This is a genomic window from Streptomyces sp. NPDC050121 (assembly GCF_044460385.1).
GTDB classification, from domain to species: domain Bacteria; phylum Actinomycetota; class Actinomycetes; order Streptomycetales; family Streptomycetaceae; genus Streptomyces; species Streptomyces soliscabiei.
Genome location: NZ_JBITJV010000067.1, coordinates 1 through 20,324, shown reverse-complemented (window position 1 = coordinate 20,324; position 20,324 = coordinate 1). Strand labels below are relative to the sequence as shown.

Here is a 20,324-nt window from a genome sequence, read left to right as displayed (position 1 = left end):
CGGAATGAGCTGTCATCCGAGATGACGACACCGTTTCTGGCCGTGGTACCAGGTGGTGCCAAGCCTCCGTCCGTGAAAGCGATGACGACATTGGAATTCAAGCTGGAAGTCGTGGTTCTGCCCGTCTCCGACGTGGACCGGGCCAGAGCGTTCTACGAAGCGGTGGGGTTCCGCCTGGATGCCGATCACGTCACCGATGAAACCTACCGGGTGGTGCACATGACTCCCCCCGGCTCGCCATGCTCGATTCTCTTCGGCGTCGGGGTCACCACTGCCACTCCCGGTTCGGCGCAGGGGCTCCACCTCATCGTTTCCGACATCGTGAAGGCCCACGAAGAGCTTCTCGCCAGGGGTATAGAGATGGGCGGTATCTTCCACGACACGAGCGAGATATTCCACCGCTGCACGGATGAGAGGCGAGTCAGCGGCCCTGATCCGCAACGCCGCAGTTATTGCTCGTACGCGGCATTCAGCGACCCGGACGGCAACGGATGGGTGCTTCAGGAGGCAACGAGCTGAATCCCGGACGGGTTCGCCCACGGTCACAGGGCGGTCCCCGGCTCCTGTTCTGGTGCCGGCTGGCCGAGACCGAGCCGACGCGGTCTCGGCCAGCGCTTGCTCAGGTGCGCAGCGATCCAGGGCGGCTCGGGACGTCCGAGTCCCCTCGGTGGTCGTACGGCCACGCGACCGGACGCCGCGGCCGACACCGCACATGAAAGCCCGCTGTACGGAGTCATTGGGCACCGGTCGGGGACGAAAGTGGGCGGACCAGTCAGCTCGCATGCCGCGCCCCGACGACCCGGGACGACAGACTCCGCGTGTTTGCTCGGTCCGTCAGTGGTGGCGCGTCGCCGCGTGACCGGGGCCGGCATCGTCTGAGTCGCCCGAGCGAGACTCGCCGTTATCCGGCCCGGACGCCGTGTGGCGCAGCTTCCGGAGGGTCTCGGAGATCGACTCGATGCGTGCGTCCACCGTGTGGATGGCCTCTCGGAGCTGGCGCAGCCGCCCCTCGAGCAGGGCGGCCTCTGCCGCCAGCGACGCAGTCGCGGCGACGGGATCGGCGTGTCGGTCGGTGCCTCGGAGCATCTTCCCGCCCTCCCTCGGTTCGTGCCCGAAATCCGTCGGCGGGCCTTCGGTGATTGCCCGAGTGCCTCGACTGATTTGCGTCCCTGCCATGCTGCTTCCTCCTTGCTGCGGGGCCCGGATGGATGCCACCACAAGCTGCTGACACCCGATTGACCGGGCAGCGGGAGGAGCTGTGACAGCTGTCGGCGATCGGCCGCGTCCCGTACGAAGGACGCGGCCGTGTGTGGCGCGCCGGGGCTACTGGAACGTGCAGCCGGGGTTGGGGGCGTCCTCGGCGAACGGGGCGCCGTGCGGCAGCACGTAGAGGACTTCCAGCACGACGTCCGTCGTGCCACGGTTCTGGCCCAGGTGCACGTGGTCCGCGCCCGACGGTTCCTTCAGGGAGCTGCCCTGCTCGTATACGCCGTCGGATGCGCACGTCGCATCGAAGTGACTCAGCGTTCCCTGCTTGACATATGCGTACAGGGTGCCGTCGTGGTAGTGCCAGCCCGTTCCCTGGCCGGGCGGAACGGTGACCTCTCGGAGGATGTAGTCCCGGTCCCCGATGGTCTTCTGGACAAGGACCTTGCCGGTTACGCCGGGACCTCCGGGAGTCGCCTGGGCGACCGCCGAGGTGAGTGAAAGCGCGGTGCACGCTGCACCGACACCTGCTGCACGCAGCAAGTTGCGCATGGTAATGCCTTTCGGGTTCCGGGAATGTGGTGACCGCCCAGAGGCATTCTGGGCAGTCGGCTGACGGAGCGTCAGAAGTTGGGGCACGCCCGCGCCGCTCGGTTCAGGACTCGCTGGCTTCGCGATGGGCTACGACGAGGGACGCACCGATCAGGAGCGATGCGAGGGCGCCAGTGCACAATACGGCGACCGTCGTGAAGGTGGTGGCGAGGACGGCGAGAGCCGCGACCGGAGGAAGGATGTCCGCCTTGGGTGGCAGTTGTGCGGCCCGCCGGTGCAGCAGCCACACGCAGGTGATGAAGACGGCGACGGGCGCCGTGTACGTGGCCGCGGCCTGGATGTCGGTGAGAGCGCCGTGGGCAGTGAGATGCGCGATGTTGACGGCTAGTCCGGCCCCTACAGCCGCTGCTGAGGCGAACACCGCGTAGTGCCCGTAGCCCCACAGCATGGCCGTGGTCTGGGTTTTGAGGCGACGCGGTGCGTCCTGGGCGAAGTACAGCCACCACAGGGCGAAGACAGTCAGGATGCCCCCCAGTGCAATGAGCAGGACGGAGCCGACTTCCGCATGGGTGTTCAGGGCGGTGCGGACGGCAAGGGCAGCCGCGGTGATGGACTCGCCGAGCACAATCAGGGTGAACAGCCCGTATCGCTCGGCTATGTGGTGCGGGTGCCACGTGGTGCCCACGGCGCGTTCGGCCCAGACGGGCACCGCGAGTTCACTGGCTGCGAGGACGACGAACGAGGCGATACCGCCTTCGTGGGGCAGAGCCAGGCGGACCACCCAGCCGATCTGCAGGACTGAGATACCGACGGCATACCGCAGGGCCGACGGCCGGCGTTCCTGGTCCGTGTACGCGGCGCGCAGCCACTGGCTGACCATGGCGAGCCGCATGACGACATAACCCCACGTGATGATCTGGAAGTCCTGTTGCTCCAGGGCCTTGGTGGCCCCTGCGGCCATGACCAGAGCTCCGGTGATCTGGACCAGGGTGAGGAGACGATAGGGGACGTCGTCCGTGTCGTAGGCGGAGGCGAACCAGGTGAAGTTCATCCAGGCCCACCAGATTGCGAAGAATACGAGTGCGTAATTGAGAAGGCCGTGACCTGGACGGCCCGCTGTGATCTCGTGCTCGAACCCCGAGGCTGCCTGAGCGACGGCGGCGACGAAACACAGGTCGAAGAACAACTCCAGCCCGGTGGCGGTGCGGTGTTCCTCACCGGCGTGGCGGGCGAGCATCGGCCGGTGCCAGGCACGGGAGGGCAGCGAGGACTCAAGAACGGTCACCCTCGACGACCTCACCGCCTTCACGCCGCCGCGTCCTGCTCGATCCGTACCGCCGAGATGTCCAGGGCCAGAGTCACCTTGTCACTGACGAGCACGCCTCCTGCCTCCAGAGTCGTGTTCCAGGTGAGCCCCCAGTCCGAACGGCGCAGGGTGGCCCTGCCCTCGAAGCCGACCCGGAGCTGTCCGTCGACGTCGTCGGCGGCTCCACCGAAGACGAGATCGATGTCCAGCGGCAGCTCGACGTCCTTGATGCGCAAGCTGCCGGTGAGACGGAACTCGTCGTCGCCGCGCTGGACGATTCCCGTGGAGCGGAAGGCCATCAGGGGAAACGTCGCGGAGTCGAAGAACTCGGGTCCTCTCAGATGCGCGTCGCGTTCCTGGATCCCCGTGTCGATGCTGTCGGTCTGGACACTCATGTAGGCCGTCGACCGGAAGGGGTCGGAGCCGTCCAGCAGGAGGAGGCCCTCGAGACGGTCGAACCTGCCGCGAATGTTGGAGATCAGGGCGTGCCGGACGGAGAACCCGACGGTCGTGTGGGCCGGATCGATGGTGTAGGCACCAGTGAGGGCCGCGTATGTGCCGGGTCCGGGAGAAGCGGTTCGGTCGCGTTTTGTGAGCATGGTGAATGGCTTTCTCTACGGTTACTGCGGTGACAAGGCGCGCGCGTCTGGGGCGGGAAGCCGCGTGGTCTCCCGCTGTGCGTCACTCGACGAGCTTTCCGTCGGTGGAGACGTCCTCCATGAGTGAGGTGATCTCCTCCGGGATGGAGGGAATGCTTTCGTGGGTGATTCCTGTGGTCGGAGACCACACGAGGTTGACGCGGAGGGCGGGATCCATGTCGGGGTAGTCGCTGCGGTTGTGGCAGCCGCGGGTCTCTCGGCGTTCGAGTGCCGCTTCGAGGGTGGCGCGAGCCGCCAGGGCGGCCGATTTGAGGTCGAAGGCATGCGCAAGGTCCTGAAACCCGGCGATGTCGGGGTGAACGCCGACGTTCTCCATCCGCTTCTCGATGGTGTCCAGTTCCGCCAGACCGGTTCGTAGGCCCTCTTCGTCGCGGACGACGCCCGCGTGTTCGGTCATGGTGTTGCGGATGGCACGCTGGAGGGCGCGGACGTTCTCGGGGCCATCGGCGGCGAGGAGTTCGTCGACCTCGCCACGGGCCTGCGCGATGGCCGCCGTGGAACGGGGCTGGGCGGTGAGTGACTCGGAGTAGGCGGCAGCAGCCTGGCCGGTGATGCGGCCGTAGACGAGAAGCTCGATGAGGCTGTTGCCACCGAGACGGTTGGCGCCGTGCAGGCCGCTCGACGCCTCTCCGATGGCGTACAGGCCGCGGACGTCCGTGCTGTGGTCCTCGGGACGGACCCAGACACCGCCCATGGAGTAGTGCGCCGTGGGGGCGACCTCGATGGGCTCGCGAGTGATGTCGAGCATCTGGAGGTCCAGAAGCGTCTGGTAGACCCGGGGCAGTCGGTTCATGATCGTCTGTCGGGGCAGGTGGGAGACGTCGAGCCACACGCCGCCGTTGGGGGTGCCGCGCCCCTCCTTGATCTCGGTGTAGGAGGCGAGGGCCACGCGGTCGCGGGTGGACAGTTCCATGCGCTGTGGGTCGTAGCGGGTCATGAATCGCTCGCCGAGGGCGTTGCGAAGGATGCCGCCCTCGCCGCGGGCGGCCTCGCTGACGAGGGTGCCCGCGGCGTTCTCCGGCTCGATGATTCCGGACGGGTGGAACTGGACCAACTCCGCGTCGCGCAGCCGGGCACCGGCCTCGACGGCCAGGCGGAAGGAGTCGCCGGTGTTTTCGTCACGGCGCGAAGAGGTGCGTCGCCAGATGCGGGTGTGGCCGCCGGCCGCCAGGATCACGGCGTCGGCGTGGATGAGGTAACGCTGTCCGCTGGCGAGTTCGAAGCCGTAAGCACCGAAGACAGCACCGTCGTGTACGAGAAGGCGGGTGATATAGACGGTGTCCAGCATGGGTATGTTCAACTGGCTCGCGCGTCGGATGAGGGTGCGCTGGATCTCCAGGCCCGTGTAGTCGCCGGCGAAGGCGGTGCGCCGGAACTTGTGCGCGCCGAAGAAGCGCTGCGAGATACGGCCGTCCTCCTCCCTGGCGAAGGCCATGCCGTAGCGCTCCAGGTCGTCGATGCCCAGGGCGGCGCCCTGGGTGACGATCTCGGCGGTGCGGGGATCGCCGAGTAGGTAGCTCTCCTTGAGGGTGTCGGCGGCGTGCTGCTGCCAGCTGTCCTCGGGGTCCATCGTGGCCAGGGCTGCGTTGATCCCACCGGCGGCCAGGGATGTGTGGGTGTCCTCTTTGGGGCGTTTGCCGACGGCCATGACATCGACACCGGCCTCGGCCAGCTCGATCGACGCTCTGAGGCCGGCCCCGCCGGTACCGATCACCAGCACCATGGTGGAAAGACGTTGTTCGGTGATAGCCACGATTGCTCCCATCGCTCCGGGTGGTCACTGACTAGGACCAGGTCCGTCGGTGGTTTGTGACATCGCGAAGGCAACGTCAGCGCTCGACACGCAGTTACTCATGCGTGTGAGGACGGTGAGCGCGCGAGTGCGAACGTCGCGGCATGTCCGCACGGTCGGTGGGGGGAAACTCTGAGCGACGCCTCATTGGGCCATTGTCAGCAGGGGAGAGAGACGGCGTCCGGTGTCAGAAGAGCCTCCAGGGACCCGATGTCCCCGGTACGCGCTGCCGAGACGAAGGTGTTGAGAAGTTGCCGGTGCTCGGCCGCGTCCACGGTCTCCCGGTGGTCGGCCGACAGGTGCTTACGGGCCCGGCTCACGATTTTGCGCACGTTGACGACGGTGAACCCGAGTATCTCCGCGATATCGGCGTAGGCGTAGTCGAATGCCTCACGCAGCACGTAGGCGGCCCGCTCGGTCGGATTCAGCTTGCCCAGCACGAGGAGCAGGGCCAGTTCGAGGGCCTCTGCCCGCTGCGCGCCGACCTCGGGGTCGTTGCTCGTGTCTATGGGTTCGGGTAGCCATGGGCCGATGTAGGTCTCACGCCGCACGCGGGCGGACTGGGCCACGTTGATGGCCAGCCGGGTGGTTGCCTTGGACAGGAATGCGACGGGACTCACCACCGCAGAGCGGTCTGTCTTCTGCCAGCGCAGCCACACCTCCTGGACCACGTCCTCGGACTCCACCGCGCTTCCCAGCAAGCGGTACGCGATACCGAAAAGACGTGGACGGAGCTCCACGAAGACAGAAACGGCCTCGTCCATCGTGCTCGCAGTGGAGGGCTTGTCAAGATGCATGTTCCTCTGTCTCCGTTCCTGTCAGGACCGGTGCTGTCGATGGCACACCGTGTGACGGTCCGATCCCCGTGGGCGCCTGGAGACGGTTGCTCTGGCTGCACGCGCACAGGGGAAGGGCCGGCCGACACAGAGTCCGGTGCCACCACAAGGCGGGCACCAGGTCAATTGCGTCTTCTCCTCGACCGGGCACACCCTCATTCCGTTACAGATCTGCCAGGGGTGGTTGTCCGCAGTGAGCACAAACATCGGGAACTCGTACCAAAGTGCGGATATCTCACACTGTCACTGTCGACAGAATGATCACACTATGCCAACGATGCTCTTAGTCCCGATCTGTCGCGGACACGTTGTTCGACCCACCAGGCCCACCGGATACACCAGGCACCCGAGGTACACGGGAAGAGGCATCCGGCCGGTTCCAGAGCCGCAATTTGTCGGGGTTCAGAACGGCCCAGACCTGGACGACGTGGTGGTCGGCGGTGTCGAAGCTGATCACGGCGGCGACCTGACCGTCGTAGCGCACGACGATCCCCGTCTGGCCGTTGACGGAGTGGAGGTCCAGTGCGGTACGGGGGCGCTGGGAGAGCAGAGTGAGCAGGCTGCGGGCGACCTTCAGGGCGCCGTGGACCGGCCGGACGAGAGCCCGCACCTTGCCGCCGCCGTCGAAGAAGGCCGTGGCGTCGGGCGCCAGCAAAGATGACAGGAGGGCGGAGTCCTCCGCGGCGCAGGCCTCACGAACCGCCCGGACCATCCGGTCGTGCTGCTGGCCCATGGTGGGGCTCGAACGCCTGATCCGCAGGCTGTGACGGGCCCGTGCGGCGAGTTCGGCACATTCTCGTTCCGTCCGGCCCACGATCTCGGCGACCACCTGGGGCGCCATCGCGAAAACATCATTGAGGACGAACGCTGCCCGCTCGGCCGGGGACAGGGAATCCAACGCGTTCAGGAGAACCTCGCTGACCTCGTCCGCCAAGGACGGGCAAGTTCTCATCGTCGTATCGCCGGCTGTCCCCGCCGCACCGGGTCCTCGCCGCTCGGGCATGGCCAGGCACGTCAGGCAGATGGTGCCCGCCGTCTTCACCAGCCAGGAGAGCGGCTCCGCGATCCGCGCCCTCTCCGGATCGGACAGGCCGTACCACCGCCGGTAGGTCTCGGTGACGACTTCGTCGGCATCGGGACCTGTGCCCAACATCCAATAGGCCACGTCCAGCAGCTGCTGCCGCTCGTCAAGCATCTCCGCGATCGGCACCGCGTCATCGGCCTGGTCCATGGGCATCTTCCCTCTCACACGGCCCTCCATCGCCAACACCGCGACGCCTCGGCCGACGTCCGGAACGGCCTCGGTGGACCGAGCGCGCTGTCCCGACGTGTCTTGTCCCACCTTCTCGTCACGGTGTTCTCGACAGTGCAGACCGGAAAAGCATGGATCATGTGACACGAGCAGTAACGCGGAGGCGCAAAGTGCCCGCGAACGCGTGGGTGACCTTGAGATGCGGTCGGATGCATGCCCAGGTGGGCCGACGCGCGATGTCTTCCAAGATGTCCTGGGTTCAGTGGGAGTGTCCGGAACCGAACGCCCGCTGGCATCCTGGCGCAGACGCTGCACCTCGACCCGCTCGGCCGCGACGGGCACCTGGCCGCGAGCTTCCTGCTCCGGACCGCTGTTGGCACGTCGCGGTTCGGCGCGCACCGCGTCGGCGCTGTCGCTCTTTGCGGGACTGAGTGACGACCCCGTAGGTGACAGGGACCGGCCGGGCCCGCACCTCTCAAGTCCGCGGCGGCGAGGGGCACATGTCACACATTCGATGAGCGTCCTGTCATAAGGGCGAAAGGCGGTGAGTGGGACTGTCGAGTCAACCGGCCGTCCCCGCCCGGCGGTTGGCAACCGGCATGTCCACGTTGCCGGCCGGCCTCCTACCTGGCTTCCGCGTCGCACCAACGATGCCGACCGCGCCGCCGTACACGGCCCCAGTCCCGCCTCAGCAGTGGGCTGTCGCGGGCCGCCGACCATCAGCGCCGCGCTCCTTCCACCAGAAGTCGGCGCGTCTGCACAACCTCGAAAGGTATCTGCATATGTTCCGCTCATCCCTCGCCCGCCGGTCCCGTACCCCGCTCACCGTTGTCGCCGGGGCCAGCGTCGCCGCGGGCCTGCTGGCCGTCGCAGTCGCTCCCGCCTCCGCCGACAAGGGCGCCCGTGTCCAGAGTCCCAAGCCCACCGTCGTCCTGGTCCACGGCGCTTTCGCCGACTCCACCAGCTGGAACGACGTCATCAAGAGGCTTCGCCGCGACGGTTATCCGGTCGTCGCGGTCGCCAACCCGCTGCGCTCCCTGAGGGGCGACTCCGCCTATCTCAAGGACGTCCTGGCGGGCATCGACGGTCCCATCGTTCTGGCCGGGCACTCCTACGGCGGCTCGGTCATCAGCAACGCGGCCACCGGCAACAAGAACGTCAAGGCGCTGGTCTACCTCGCCGCCTTCCTCCCCGAGAAGGGCGAGAGCGCGGCCGACCTGTCGGGCATGTTCCCTGGCAGCACCCTCGGCGAAGCCCTCCGCTCCGTGCCGTTCACCGAGGCGGACGGCTCCCAGGGCACCGACCTCTACATCCAGAATGACAAGTTCCGTCACCAGTTCGCCGCCGACGTGCCCCGCAACAAGACCGACCTGATGGCCGTCACCCAGCGACCGATCACCAACGCCGCCCTGGTCGAGGGCGCGGCCGAGCCGGCCTGGAAGACCATTCCCTCCTGGGTCCTGGTTGCCACGCAGGACCTCAACATCCCGGCCAAGGCTCAGGAGTTCATGGCCAAGCGGGCAGGTGCCCACACCACTGAGGTCCGCTCGTCGCACGCGGTGAGCGTCTCACAGCCCGGCAGGGTCACCGACGTCATCGAGGACGCTGCGCACTCGGTGCGCTGACGCCTCCTACGCATGTCGCTCATGGGATCGGGACGGACCAGACGGTCCGTCCCGATCCCATGAGTGCCCGGTGCCGGCCCTTCGCGAGCCGGCCCGTCACATGTCGGGGACGGCGAAAACCCTTTCGACCTGGATGGGCATACGACAACGGCCGGTGCCGGACGAGTGTCCCGGTACCGGCCGTCGTGCTGTCGCGTGGGAGCGGATCCCGAGCCCTGGCCGTTCTCCGGCTCTACTTCCCCTGCCGCGCGATCCAGTCGGTGAATCGCGTTTCGCCGAGGCGCGCGTCCGGACCGGGCAGCAGCGTCTTCTCCTCCAACTGGGCGTCGAAGTAGGGGGCCTTGGGATCGGAGACGACCGTGCGCGGGTCGTTCTTGGCGGCCAGGCCCTTGCGGATCAGCTCGTCCAGCTGGAACGTGTCCGGTCCGGCGACCTCGACGACACCTCCCACCGGTTCACCGACGGCAGTACGGCCCACCGCGGCGGCGACGTCGTCGGAGTAGACGGGCTGGATCGCGATGGGGGCCAGATGCACCGTGTTGTCGTCCTTGGTGGCGGAGTCCGCGATGCCCTTCATGAACTCGAAGAACTGGGTTGAGTGCACGATGGAGAACGGAACACCGGAGTCCCTGATCAGCTCCTCCTGCGCCTGCTTGGCACGGAAGTAGCCACTCTCCTGGAGCCGCTCAGTGCCCACCACGGACAGCGCGACGTGATGCTTGACACCTGCCTCCTTCTCGGCCTTGAGCAGATTCGTGGTGGAGGTGCGGAAGAACTCCATGACCGCGTCGTCCTCGAACGAGGGGGAGTTGGACACGTCCACCACTACCTGAGCGCCCTGCAGAACCTCGGCCAGGCCCTCGCCCGTCAGGGTGTTCACCCCGGTGTTGGGCGCGGCCGGAATCGCCTCGTGGCCGTGCTCGGTGAGCTTGCCGACCACCTTGGAGCCTATGAGACCGGTTCCACCGATGACTACGACCTTCATGATGGTTCCTCCTTGATTGTTGGGGTTTCCGTACCACTAGTGACAGGACAGAGTGGGTATGTGTGACATGGCGCCGGGCGCATCGTGTGCGGCGCGTAGTGGCGGCACGGCCCACACGACGTTCCTCGACGCTGTGTGTCACAGATCCGATGCCTCGCCTGTCTCATGTACGAACCGGCCCGGCCGGGCACGGCGCTGCCGAGGCCGCCCTGGCCGTACACCTGCGCCTGGCGTGGCACACCGCCGTCCTGTGCGGACAGAGTCAACTGGAACGACTGCGCCTGCTCGAACGGATTCTGGTCGACGAACGGCCGGACGAGGACACCTATGCCACCGTCGTATCCCTGGTGTTCCCTCCCCACGGGCGGTCTGTCCGAATGATCAGCGCAGGCCACCCGGGGCTGCTGCACCGGCACTCGGGCAAGGTCAGCTGGGTGGAGCCGCAGCCGGGCATTGCGCTGGGCCTCTTTCCCGGACGGGGGGACTGGTCCGAGATCGAGATGGCCCTCACAGACCGGGACAGCGTGGTGCTCTTCACTGACGGACTCTACGAAGGCCGTACCGCCTGCGGAAGGCTCGGTGAGGACGGACTGCTTCGCCTGGCGGCCCGGTACGCCCACCTGGAACCCCAGGCTTTCGTCGATGCCCTGGTGCGGGGCGCGTCGCTGCTGGCCGCCCCCTTCGGGGGACTGCTGGACGACGTGGCCGTCCTGCACCTGGGATGGAACAGGTCCGCCCGACTCTGAACCCCGTGGACTCGGGCGGCGGGGAATTCCGCACGCGTGCAGCCGGTCCCGGTTCCCCGGTGAAGGGAGCCAGGACCGGTCGGCGGGACGGGAACACCTCACTGCCTCCGTGAGAGCCGGCGTCGTCCGTCGATCTCACCGGCATGCCTCACCCCGCGGCATCAGGGAACAGATAGCCCTCGAACGCGGCAGCATCCGGGATCCCCGTGACCGTCATCGGACAGCGGGCCGCGTCCGCGCCGTCCACGAGCCGGTGGTCATGGGACAGCGGCCGATGCAGCGGTTGTCGGGGCGGAATCGGACGGTGACGTGGGCGCGGACGCCGGGATCGCGCTCGGTGTGCCGATGACGGCGACCTCGGCGCCGACCTCGGCGGTCCCGTCCGCCACCGGAACGTGTCGTCCACGGTCCGCGTCAAGCAGGCCCGGGTTGCGACACCCCGCCCGCTCACTGGTCGAGGCCGTAGCGGGTACGGGCCTGCGCGACGGTCTCCGAGGCGACCTGCCCCGTCCTGACCAGCCGGTACAGCGCTGTCACCACGATGGACTCGGCGTCCACCTGGAAGTGGCGGCGCACGTCCGCACGGGTGTCGGAGAGACCGAAACCGTCGGTGCCCAGGGAGTAATAGTCCTGCTCGACCCACTGGCTGATCTGGTCGGGTACCTGCCGCATCCAGTCGCTGACGGCCAGCACCGGGCCTGGCGCACCGGCCAGCGCCCGGGTGACGTAGGGAGTGCGCTCCTCGCCGCGCATGCGGGCGGCGTCGGCGTTCATCGCGTCGCGCCGCAGCTCGGTCCAGGACGTCACCGACCACACGTCGGCGTGTACGTTCCAGTCGGAGGCGAGGAGCTCCTGCGCTCGAAGGGCCCAGTGAATAGCCGTACCGGAGGACAGCAACTGGAGCCGGGGGCCGGTCACGGAGGGCTCGGAGGGCCGGAACCGGTAGATGCCCCGGACGATGCCCTCCTCGATACCCGGTACCGCCGGCATGGCCGGCTGGTGCTTGGGCTCGTTGTACACGGTCAGGTACTAGAAGACGTTCTCCGGCTGATCGCCGTACATCCGGCGCAGACCGTCCCGGACGATCACCGCGATCTCGAAGGCGAACGCCGGATCGTAACTGATCACCGCAGGGTTGGTGGACGCCAGCAAGTGCGAGTGCCCGTCACCGTGTTGCAGCCCCTCGCCGGTCATGGTGGTGCGTCCGGCGGTGCCGCCGATGACGAAGCCGCGACCCATCTGGTCACCGAGCGCCCAGAACTGGTCGCCGGTGCGCTGGAACCCGAACATGGCGTAGAAGATGTAGAACGGGATCATCGGCTCACCGTGCGTGGCGTACGAGGTCGCCGCGGCGGCGAACTCGGCCACCGAACCCGCTTCGGTGATGCCCTCGATGATCAGCTGCCCGGTCTTGCTCTCCTTGTAGTAGAGCAGTTGGTCGGCGTCGACCGGGTCGTAGTTCTGGCCCAGCGGTGAGTAGATCCCGGCCGTGGGGAACATCGACTCCATCCCGAAAGTGCGGGCCTCGTCGGGGATGATCGGCACCCAGCGCGCCCCGGTCCGCTGGTCCCGCATCAGGTCCTTGACCAGGCGGACCAGCGCCATCGTGGTGGCGACCTCCTGATGGCCGAAGCCCTTCTCCAGCGCCTCGAAGGGCTTGGCGGGCGGCTCCGGCAGCGGTTTGGCGATCACCCGGCGAACGGGGAGGGGGCCGCCCAGCGCCGCCCGCCGCTCGTGCAGGTACAGCACCTCGGGCGAGTTCTCCCCCGGGTGCCAGAACGGGACCTGCTCACCAGCGAGCGCGCTGTCGGGGATGGGAAGCTCCAGCAGGTCGCGCATCTCGCGGAACTGCTCCATGGTGAGCTTCTTCATCTGGTGGTTGGCGTTGCGGGACTCGATTGCCGAGCCGAGGGTGTGACCCTTGACCGTCTGGGCGAGGACCACCGTCGGTGCGCCCCGGTGCTCCATGGCGGCCCGGTAGGCGGCGTACACCTTCAACGGCTCGTGCCCGCCGCGGGAGTTCTCGAACAGCTCCACGACCTGGGCGTCGCTCAGCGAGGCGGAGACGGCGGACAGAGCATCGCCGGTGAAGAAGTTCTTGCGTATGTAGGCGGCGTCCCGCGCGGCGAAGGTCTGCATCTGCGCGTCGGGCACCTCGCCCAGGCGCCGCACCAGGTCGCCGGTGGTGTCCTCGTTCAACAGCGGGTCCCAGGCTTCGCCCCACAGGGTCTTGACCACGTTCCAGCCACTGCCGCGGAACCGGGCCTCCAGCTCCTGAACGATTTTGGAATTCGACCGGACCGGCCCGTCCAGGCGTTGCAGGTTGCAATTGACCACGAAGGTGAGATTGTCCAGGCCCTCGCGGGACGCCAGGGTGAGAGCGGCGATCGACTCCGGCTCGTCCATCTCCCCGTCGCCCAGGAATGCCCACACCCGTGAGGCGGAGGTGTCCTTGATGCCGCGGGCCTGGAGGTAACGGTTGAACCGAGCCTGGTAGATCGCGCTGAGCGGACCCAGCCCCATGGACACCGTCGGGAACTCCCACAGCCATGGCAGTCGGCGCGGGTGCGGGTAAGACGGCAGGCCGTGGCCGCCGGCCTCCCTGCGGAAAGCGTTCAGTTGCTCCGTGCTCAGGCGCCCCTCAAGGAAGACCCGGGCATAGATGCCCGGCGAGGCATGCCCCTGCAGGAACAACTGATCGCCCGATCCGTCACCGTCCTTGCCCCGGAAGAAGTGGTTGAACCCGATCTCGTAGAGCCAGGCCGCAGACGCGTAAGTGGAGATGTGGCCGCCCAGTCCCAGACGCGAACCGCGGGTGACCATCGCCGCCGCGTTCCACCGGTTGAGCGCGGTGATCCTGGATTCCATCTCCAGGTCCCCGTCGAACTCCGGCTGCGCGGAGGCCGGGACGGTGTTGATGTAGTCCGAGGACAGCAGCCCCGGCAGGGACATTCCGGACCGTGCCGCGAACTCGTGCACCCGTCGCATCAGGTACACCGCCCGCTCCGGCCCGGCGTTCCGCACCACAGCGTCGAGGGAGGCCTGCCATTCGGCGGTCTCCTCGTGGTCACGGTCGGGTATCTGGTCGAGCTCACTGATCGCAGAGGAGTCAGTGGGCCGGGACGGATCATTCATGGCGGCCTTCCTGTCGCGGCGTGGAGAGTGGGACTGCCGGCAGCGGAAATGTCGGTGTCGCACGGGCGGCGACAGATGCCGCCGCCCTGCTGGGGGCAACGCACATTGAGCTGGGGACCGGCACGATCTCCACCCCGTGGTCGCGGAGCCCGGCGACGGTCCTCGCGGTGATGAGGCGGCGGCGCCTGCTACGACGCTCCCGTCCGAACCGCGGTGAGAGGCTCGGGACCGGGGCCGCTGATCACGCTGCTACTCGACGAAGTACGAGTCGTGCCTGTCGAAGAACGCGGCACGCTCCTCCTCCGAGGCGTGCGCCAGCTGCGACACCTGTTCGAAGTACTCCTCACGTGGTGCGCCCGGTGTGAACAGCAGCAGCATGTCGGCCGGGGCGTCGGAGTCGTTGCGGAAGGCGTGCAGCCCGCCCTGGGGCACATGCAGGAAATCACCCTTGCGCGTGTCGACCCACTGCACACCGTCGAACACACGCACCGTGCCGTCAAGGATGTAGAACGACTCCGAGATCCGCTTGTGGAAGTGCTTCTTGGGTCCACCCGCCCTCGGCCTCATCTCCACCCGGTACAGGCCGAACTCACCCCGCGTGGTGTCAGTGGTCGCCAGATAGTGGGTGGCGTCCTTGCCGGTTCCGCTCTCGCCGATGGCCGGCGGTGTGGTGGCAGGCCGGTAGACAGCGCTGACCTCGCCGTCCTCTCCCCAGTACTTCTGCTCCGGATACGGGTACGACATGTCGCGATTCCTTTTCCTGTGACGGACACGCGGTGACGCGCAGGCGCGGGCCGCTGAACAGCGGTCCTCTTCACAATGAGACCGATGAACACCCACCGATGTGACACAGGGCGCCCCCGGAAGGAGACGTCAGTCGACGACGTGGTGATGGGCGAACCGGGACACCAACGGGGGCTCCATCAGCCAGCCGTGCGCCCGCCCGCGCAACGGATGACGGGCCGTGTCGGCCTGCCGCAGCGTGCAGAAGGCCACCAACGCGCCGATGACCAACAGGCCCGCACACAGCGGCATGGCCCGGCTGAACGACGCGTCGAAGGCGGCGCCTGATCGGTAGGCGTCCGGCCCCATCCCCACCAGCAGCGGCAGCGCTGCCACGGAGACCAGGCCGGAGGCGCGGGCTCCGGTGTTGTTGATGCCACTTGCCAGCCCGGCGTTCGCGGCCTCCACCGATGACAGCAGAGTGACGCTCAGCGGGGCGACCATGATGACCATGCCGGTACCCATCACCATGAGCGCGGGCAGGACGTCGTGGAGGTAGGACGTGCCGGGGCCGACCCGCAACATCATCAGCATGCCGGCCCCGCACGCCAGCGGACCGACGGTGAGGGGGATTCGCGGCCCCAGGCGTTGGGCCAGCATGCCGGCGTGGGACGAGAACAGCAGCATCAGCACCGTGTTGGGCAGCATGGCCGCGCCGGCTGCCAGCGCCGAGTATCCGACGACGATCTGCAACTGCAGAGCGGTCAGGAAGAAGAACCCGCCCGTGCCCGCGTACACGCACAGCGTGATCAGGTTGACGGAGCGGAACTGCCGGGACGAGAAGATCGACAACGGCATCATCGGGTCGCTGCTGCGTGCCTCCACCACCAGGAACGCGAAGGCCGCCACGACGCTGCCCACGGCCGCGGCCAGGACCACCGGTCCGCCGTCCCGGGCCTCGGTCAGTGCGTAGGTGGCCAGGGCGAGCGTCACAGCACCCAGCACGGCGCCGGGGATGTCGAAGCCGAGCCGCCATCCGCCGCTGGCGACGACTGCGAGACTGTCCTGCCGGGGCGTGCCCACGGACTCCGGGACGTGACGTAGCGCGACGGGCAGGCACACAAGCGCCGGCACGGCGCTGAGCAGGAAGGTCCAGCGCCAGCCGGGGCCGTCCACCAGCCAACCGCCCAGAAACGGACCGAGGGCCGCGCCGATACCGCCGAATCCCGACCACAGGCCGATCGCGCGAGGCCGGTCGTCCGGGTGGAACGAGGCCTCGATGATCGCCAGTGAGCCGGGGGTGATGAGGGCGCCGCCGACGCCCTGCAGTGCTCGGGCGGTGATCAGCGTGGTGGTGTCGGGAGCCAGACCGCACAGCAGGGAGGCCACCGCGAACCACGCGATGCCCATGACGAAGAGGCGACGCCGTCCGAAACGGTCGCCCAGCGAGCCGCTCAGCAGGATGAGGGCAGCCAGAGTGAGCATGTAGGCGTTCGCGGTCCACTGCAGAACGCCGAGGTCGGCGTCGAAGTCGGCGCCGATGTGCGGCAGCGCGACGTTGGTCACGGTGGAGCCGAGCATCACCACGCTGGATCCCAGAACGGTGGCCAGCAGGGTCCACCGGCCGCGCGCACTGGCGATACGGAGGGGACCCCGATCGTCCGGTGACGGAGATGAAGTCATGTCGCGTCCTGGCGTCAGTTGGCGAAGCCGTCGCGTCCGGCGTGTTCCTGCCGCAGGGCGCGCACGTCACGCACGGCGGCTGCGAACGCCTCCGGGCGTTCCTGCGGCAGATTGTGACCGGCGTCCGGCACTCGCCGGTGCAACCGGGGACCGGTGAAGTGGTGAGCGCTGGACGAGCCGTCCGTCGCCGGGAAGTTGCCGTCGGCCAGGCCCTCGAGGGTGACGGTGGGAACCGTGATCGCGGGCAGCTCGGCGAGACGGCTCTCGAGATCCACGTACGCCTCGGCGCCCGGCGCGAAGCCGAGCCGGTGCCGGTACGAATGGATGACGACGTCGGTGTAGTCGGGATTCCGGAATGCCTCCGCCGCTCGGGCCAGATCTTCTTCTTCGAAGGGCCACCGGGGGGAGTTCCGCTTCCAGATGACCCGGGCGACACCAGTGGGGTCGGCGGCCAGACCGGCCTCGCCTCGCTCGGTGAGGAAGTAGTAGAAGTACCAGAACCCGGCCTCCAGTTCGGGGGCCACGGGGGTCGTCGCCGCGCCGATGTCCTGGATGAGATAGCTGTTGACCGAGACCAGCCCCAGGATCCGCGCGGGCCACAGGGCCGCGGCGATGTTGGCGGCGCGTCCGCCCCAGTCGTATCCGGCTGCGTAAGCCCGCTCGACGCCCAAAGCGTTCATGAGCGCGATGACGTCGGCTCCCAGGGCGGCCTGCTGACCCGAACGAGGGGACGCTTCGGAGAGGAACGCGGTAGGCCCGTGTCCCCGCAGGTAGGGGACGACGACCCGAAAACCGTCCTCGGCGAGTAGCGGGGCCACGTCGACGTAGCTGTGGACGTCGTAGGGGAAACCATGCAGGAGCAGCACAGTGTCACCGTCGGCGGGACCCGTCTCGTAGTAGGCGACCTCCAGCACGTCGGTTCTGACTCGTCGCAGAGGGGCGAGTGCGGGGCGATCTGGCATGAGAGTCCTCTGGGTTCCGGTACGAGTGGGGGTGGCCACGAGACGCCGCAGGCATGCGGGGGCCAGGGCAACATGGGCGGTCGCTCGGCACGGCGCCCGTCTCCTGGTCGAGTACCAGGACGGCCAGGAGACTGACAGTGGCTACCAGGTGTGCCCCGAGCGGACGTCTCAGCCGAACATGCCGGGCTTGTAATCGCCCGCGGGCTGCTGGTTGATGACGTTGATGCGGTTGTAGGCGTTGATGACCGCGATCAGAGAGATCAGCGCGGCGAGCTGGTCCTCGGCGTAGTGCTTCGCGGCGTTCGCCCATGCTTCGTCCGACACACCGCCCGCGGCGTCCGCGATGCGGGTGCCCTGCTCGGTCAGCTCCAGTGCCGCACGCTCGGCGTCGGTGAAGACGGTGGCCTCACGCCACGCGGCCACGAGGTTCAGACGCTGCTGGTCCTCGCCCGCGGCGATGGCGTCCTTGGTGTGCATGTCAGTGCAGAAACCGCAGCCGTTGATCTGGCTGGCACGGAGGTTCACCAGTTCCAGAGTGGCCGGCGGAAGTGCCGAGTGCAGCACACCGGCGGCCGAGTTCAGGTGCTTCATGACCTTGCCCGCAAGGGCGTTGCCGAAGTAGTTGATACGTGCGTCCACGACGGGATCTCCTCGGAATATGGGACCGTTACAACGCACTGACCGGGACCGCCCTCGATCTGTGACAGCGTTCGCCGACGACGCCCGGCTCTCCTCCGTGGGGCCGGCGGCTACCGGCGGGGCTTCAGTGCTTTGGCCGGAGGAAGGCCCGTGCACGGATCACCTCGCGCCGTAATCGCCCGCCTTGTTTCCCTTTTCCTTGGTGTGTCACACATCGGCTCCTAGGCCGGTCTGATGGTGTGGAAGTCCTGTGAAACTCCACCATTTCTGAAGGAGCACACCGTGAGTGACATCATTCTCGAGCCCGCCGCGCAGGAGTTCGCCGACGCGACCGCCAAGCCGCCGCTGTTGTACGAACTCGGCGTCGACGGTGCCCGCAAGCTGCTCGATGACGTGCAGGCCCAGCCCATCGAGAAGCTCGACGTGGACGAGAAGTGGATCACCGTCCCCGCCCATGTGGGTGACGTGAGGGTGCGCATCGTCAAGCCTGTCGGCAGTAGCGGTGTGCTGCCCGTGATCCTGTACGTGCACGGCGGCGGCTGGATTCTGGGCAACGCCGGTACACACGACCGTCTGGTGCGCGAGCTGGCAGTGGGAGCCAAGGCGGCCCTGGTCTTCGTCGAATACGACCGTTCACCCGAGGCGAAGTACCCCGTCGCCATCGAACAGGCCTACGCCACCGCCCAGTGGATCACCACCAAGGGAAGCGAAGAAGCCCTCGACGGGTCTCGTATCGTCGTCGCCGGTGACTCCGTCGGCGGCAACATGACCGCGGCCCTCACCCACATGGCCAAGCAGCGCGGCGACGTGACCTTCCTGCACCAGTCGCTGTACTACCCCGTCACCGACGCAGCCCAGGACACCGAGAGCTACAAGGCCTTCGCCCACGGCCCGCACCTGACGGCGAAGGCCATGGAATGGTTCTGGGACGCCTACACCACCGACCCGACCGAGCGCGCCCAGATCACCGCGTCACCCCTGCGCGCCACACTGGAGGACCTCCAGGGTCTGCCGCCGGCGCTCGTCATCGTCGACGAGAACGACGTACTGCGTGACGAGGGTGAAGCGTACGCCCGCAAGCTCACCCAGGCCGGCGTGCCGACCACGAGCATCCGCTACAACGCCAGTCTGCACGACTTCATGATGCTGAACACGGTCCGCGGAACCCAGGCCTCGAGCGCGGCGATCGAGCAGGCCATCCACGTTCTGCGCAAGGCTCTGGGAACCAACTGACACCCATCGAGTCGTAATGCCCCGCGGCAGCCCAGGTGTGCCGCGCATGCCGCACCAGCAAAGGAAAGGCCAATCTCGTGAGTGCACTCAAACCAACCATCGTCCTCGTCCACGGCGCCTTCGCGGACTCCTCCAGCTGGAACGGCGTCGTGGAAAGGCTCCAGTCCCACGACTACCCGGTGGTGGCCGCCAGCAACCCGCTGCGCGGACTGGCCGACGACGCCGATCACGTCAGGCAACTCGTCGTCTCCATCGACGGCCCGGTCGTCCTTGTCGGCCACTCCTACGGTGGGTCGGTCATCAGCAACGCCGCGACGGGACTGAACAACGTCAAGGCGCTCGTCTTCGTCGCGGCCTTCCTGCCCGACGAGGGCGAGAGCGCGACCACCCTGTCGGGCAAGTTCCCCGGCAGCACTCTCGGAGAGACGCTGCGCCCGGTGCCGGTCACGCTGCCCGACGGCAGGCAGGTCACGGATCTCTATATCGAGCAGAGCAAGTTCCCTCACCAGTTCGCCGCCGACGTCCCCGGCGAAACCGCGGCGATCATGGCCGCCACCCAACGTCCCGTGACCGATGCCGCGCTGGCAGAGGGCGCCTCAGCCCCTGCGTGGAAGGACCTTCCGGCATGGGTCCTCGTGGCCACCGAGGATCGGAACATTCCGCCGCAGGCGCAGACTTTCATGGCTGAGCGTGCGAAGGCCACGTTTGTGAGTCTCAAGGCTTCCCACGCGGTCAGTGTCTCGCATCCCGGTGATGTCGCCCGCCTGATCAACGAGGCGGCGCAGGCGACTGCCTGAGCGGACGGCTCCCTGAGCACAGCACTGTCGGGTGGCCGGTCGTGCATGCGATCGGCCACCTACCCGTACCGCCAGGGCGCACCTCGGCGTCGACTCATGGAGCCTCCCCCTGAGTGGTGGACACGCTGATACTGGATCTGCTTGATCCGGAGGAAGCGAGAAGACCGCCGATGGCGATGAAGGACTACTCGGA

At 67.6% G+C, this 20,324-nt stretch carries 15 protein-coding genes and 3 pseudogenes; 5 read left to right on the top strand and 13 right to left on the bottom strand.

Annotated features, from left to right (window positions below; genetic code table 11):
- Nucleotides 1-90 precede the first annotated feature (90 nt).
- Nucleotides 91-519, top strand: coding sequence for a VOC family protein (locus ACIBTS_RS46930; RefSeq protein WP_399327768.1), 429 nt, complete (start codon nt 91-93; stop codon nt 517-519).
- A 315-nt stretch (nt 520-834) separates the two neighbouring features.
- Here the strand turns inward: ACIBTS_RS46930 and ACIBTS_RS46925 are convergent, their stop codons facing one another.
- The 7 genes and pseudogenes from ACIBTS_RS46925 to ACIBTS_RS46895 all read right to left on the bottom strand — a co-directional run bounded on the left by ACIBTS_RS46925 (nt 835) and on the right by ACIBTS_RS46895 (nt 7,582).
- A complete protein-coding gene (locus tag ACIBTS_RS46925; protein ID WP_399327747.1) occupies nt 835-1,176 on the bottom strand; it encodes a hypothetical protein in 342 nt (113 codons plus the stop codon).
- A gap of 147 nt (nt 1,177-1,323) precedes the next feature.
- Nucleotides 1,324-1,758 carry a cupin domain-containing protein gene (locus ACIBTS_RS46920; RefSeq protein WP_399327745.1) on the bottom strand — a complete coding sequence of 145 codons (435 nt, stop codon included), beginning with the start codon at nt 1,756-1,758 and terminating at the stop codon, nt 1,324-1,326.
- Nucleotides 1,759-1,861: 103 nt separating this feature from the next.
- Nucleotides 1,862-2,995, bottom strand: a complete 1,134-nt coding sequence (locus tag ACIBTS_RS46915; RefSeq protein ID WP_399327766.1) for a low temperature requirement protein A — start codon at nt 2,993-2,995, stop codon at nt 1,862-1,864.
- Nucleotides 2,996-3,063: 68 nt separating this feature from the next.
- Nucleotides 3,064-3,663, bottom strand: coding sequence for a YceI family protein (locus ACIBTS_RS46910; RefSeq protein WP_399327743.1), 600 nt, complete (start codon nt 3,661-3,663; stop codon nt 3,064-3,066).
- An 82-nt stretch (nt 3,664-3,745) separates the two neighbouring features.
- Nucleotides 3,746-5,446: an L-aspartate oxidase gene (locus tag ACIBTS_RS46905; protein ID WP_399327764.1), complete on the bottom strand. Its 1,701-nt coding sequence runs from the start codon at nt 5,444-5,446 to the stop codon at nt 3,746-3,748.
- Between the two features lie 236 nt (nt 5,447-5,682).
- A pseudogene (locus ACIBTS_RS46900) lies at nt 5,683-6,312 on the bottom strand (sigma-70 family RNA polymerase sigma factor); the annotation flags it as partial.
- Nucleotides 6,313-6,634: 322 nt separating this feature from the next.
- The gene (locus ACIBTS_RS46895) at nt 6,635-7,582 is read right to left on the bottom strand and encodes an RNA polymerase subunit sigma (protein WP_399327741.1); all 948 of its coding nucleotides are present in this window, start codon (nt 7,580-7,582) and stop codon (nt 6,635-6,637) included.
- A gap of 803 nt (nt 7,583-8,385) precedes the next feature.
- Here ACIBTS_RS46895 and ACIBTS_RS46890 point away from each other — a divergent pair.
- Nucleotides 8,386-9,228 carry an alpha/beta fold hydrolase gene (locus ACIBTS_RS46890; protein WP_399327739.1) on the top strand — a complete coding sequence of 281 codons (843 nt, stop codon included), beginning with the start codon at nt 8,386-8,388 and terminating at the stop codon, nt 9,226-9,228.
- A 232-nt stretch (nt 9,229-9,460) separates the two neighbouring features.
- On the opposite strand, the gene ACIBTS_RS46885 is transcribed toward ACIBTS_RS46890, so the two are convergent.
- Nucleotides 9,461-10,213 carry an SDR family oxidoreductase gene (locus ACIBTS_RS46885; protein ID WP_399327737.1) on the bottom strand — a complete coding sequence of 251 codons (753 nt, stop codon included), beginning with the start codon at nt 10,211-10,213 and terminating at the stop codon, nt 9,461-9,463.
- A gap of 182 nt (nt 10,214-10,395) precedes the next feature.
- On the opposite strand from ACIBTS_RS46885, the pseudogene ACIBTS_RS46880 reads away from it, so the two are divergent.
- Nucleotides 10,396-10,959: pseudogene (locus ACIBTS_RS46880) on the top strand (PP2C family protein-serine/threonine phosphatase); the annotation flags it as partial.
- 447 nt (nt 10,960-11,406) lie between these two features.
- Here ACIBTS_RS46880 and aceE read toward each other — a convergent pair.
- The 5 genes and pseudogenes from aceE to ACIBTS_RS46855 all read right to left on the bottom strand — a co-directional run bounded on the left by aceE (nt 11,407) and on the right by ACIBTS_RS46855 (nt 18,101).
- Nucleotides 11,407-14,094 (bottom strand): annotated as a pseudogene (gene aceE, locus ACIBTS_RS46875) (pyruvate dehydrogenase (acetyl-transferring), homodimeric type).
- 249 nt (nt 14,095-14,343) lie between these two features.
- Nucleotides 14,344-14,838, bottom strand: a complete 495-nt coding sequence (locus ACIBTS_RS46870; protein WP_399327735.1) for a cupin domain-containing protein — start codon at nt 14,836-14,838, stop codon at nt 14,344-14,346.
- 129 nt (nt 14,839-14,967) lie between these two features.
- A complete protein-coding gene (locus tag ACIBTS_RS46865; protein ID WP_399327733.1) occupies nt 14,968-16,500 on the bottom strand; it encodes an MFS transporter in 1,533 nt (510 codons plus the stop codon).
- 14 nt (nt 16,501-16,514) lie between these two features.
- Entirely contained in the window at nt 16,515-17,462 is a 948-nt protein-coding gene (locus ACIBTS_RS46860) for an alpha/beta fold hydrolase (protein WP_399327731.1), read from the bottom strand.
- Between the two features lie 168 nt (nt 17,463-17,630).
- Nucleotides 17,631-18,101, bottom strand: a complete 471-nt coding sequence (locus tag ACIBTS_RS46855; RefSeq protein ID WP_399327729.1) for a carboxymuconolactone decarboxylase family protein — start codon at nt 18,099-18,101, stop codon at nt 17,631-17,633.
- A 282-nt stretch (nt 18,102-18,383) separates the two neighbouring features.
- Here ACIBTS_RS46855 and ACIBTS_RS46850 point away from each other — a divergent pair, with 282 nt between their 5' ends.
- Together ACIBTS_RS46850 and ACIBTS_RS46845 are read left to right on the top strand one after the other, a co-directional pair.
- Nucleotides 18,384-19,334, top strand: a complete 951-nt coding sequence (locus ACIBTS_RS46850) for an alpha/beta hydrolase (protein WP_399327727.1) — start codon at nt 18,384-18,386, stop codon at nt 19,332-19,334.
- 77 nt (nt 19,335-19,411) lie between these two features.
- Nucleotides 19,412-20,131, top strand: coding sequence for an alpha/beta fold hydrolase (locus ACIBTS_RS46845; protein ID WP_399327725.1), 720 nt, complete (start codon nt 19,412-19,414; stop codon nt 20,129-20,131).
- The last annotated feature ends 193 nt before the right edge of the window (nt 20,132-20,324 follow it).

Bases quoted from the DNA above. Each gene is read 5' to 3' on its own strand.
- ACIBTS_RS46925 (WP_399327747.1), bottom strand. From the start codon at position 1,176: ATGGCAGGGACGCAAATCAGTCGAGGCACTCGGGCAATCACCGAAGGC.
- ACIBTS_RS46920 (WP_399327745.1), bottom strand. From the start codon at position 1,758: ATGCGCAACTTGCTGCGTGCAGCAGGTGTCGGTGCAGCGTGCACCGCG.
- ACIBTS_RS46915 (WP_399327766.1), bottom strand. From the start codon at position 2,995: ATGCTCGCCCGCCACGCCGGTGAGGAACACCGCACCGCCACCGGGCTG.
- ACIBTS_RS46910 (WP_399327743.1), bottom strand. From the start codon at position 3,663: ATGCTCACAAAACGCGACCGAACCGCTTCTCCCGGACCCGGCACATAC.
- ACIBTS_RS46905 (WP_399327764.1), bottom strand. From the start codon at position 5,446: ATGGTGCTGGTGATCGGTACCGGCGGGGCCGGCCTCAGAGCGTCGATC.
- ACIBTS_RS46895 (WP_399327741.1), bottom strand. From the start codon at position 7,582: ATGGACCAGGCCGATGACGCGGTGCCGATCGCGGAGATGCTTGACGAG.
- ACIBTS_RS46890 (WP_399327739.1), top strand. From the start codon at position 8,386: ATGTTCCGCTCATCCCTCGCCCGCCGGTCCCGTACCCCGCTCACCGTT.
- ACIBTS_RS46885 (WP_399327737.1), bottom strand. From the start codon at position 10,213: ATGAAGGTCGTAGTCATCGGTGGAACCGGTCTCATAGGCTCCAAGGTG.
- ACIBTS_RS46870 (WP_399327735.1), bottom strand. From the start codon at position 14,838: ATGTCGTACCCGTATCCGGAGCAGAAGTACTGGGGAGAGGACGGCGAG.
- ACIBTS_RS46865 (WP_399327733.1), bottom strand. From the start codon at position 16,500: ATGACTTCATCTCCGTCACCGGACGATCGGGGTCCCCTCCGTATCGCC.
- ACIBTS_RS46860 (WP_399327731.1), bottom strand. From the start codon at position 17,462: ATGCCAGATCGCCCCGCACTCGCCCCTCTGCGACGAGTCAGAACCGAC.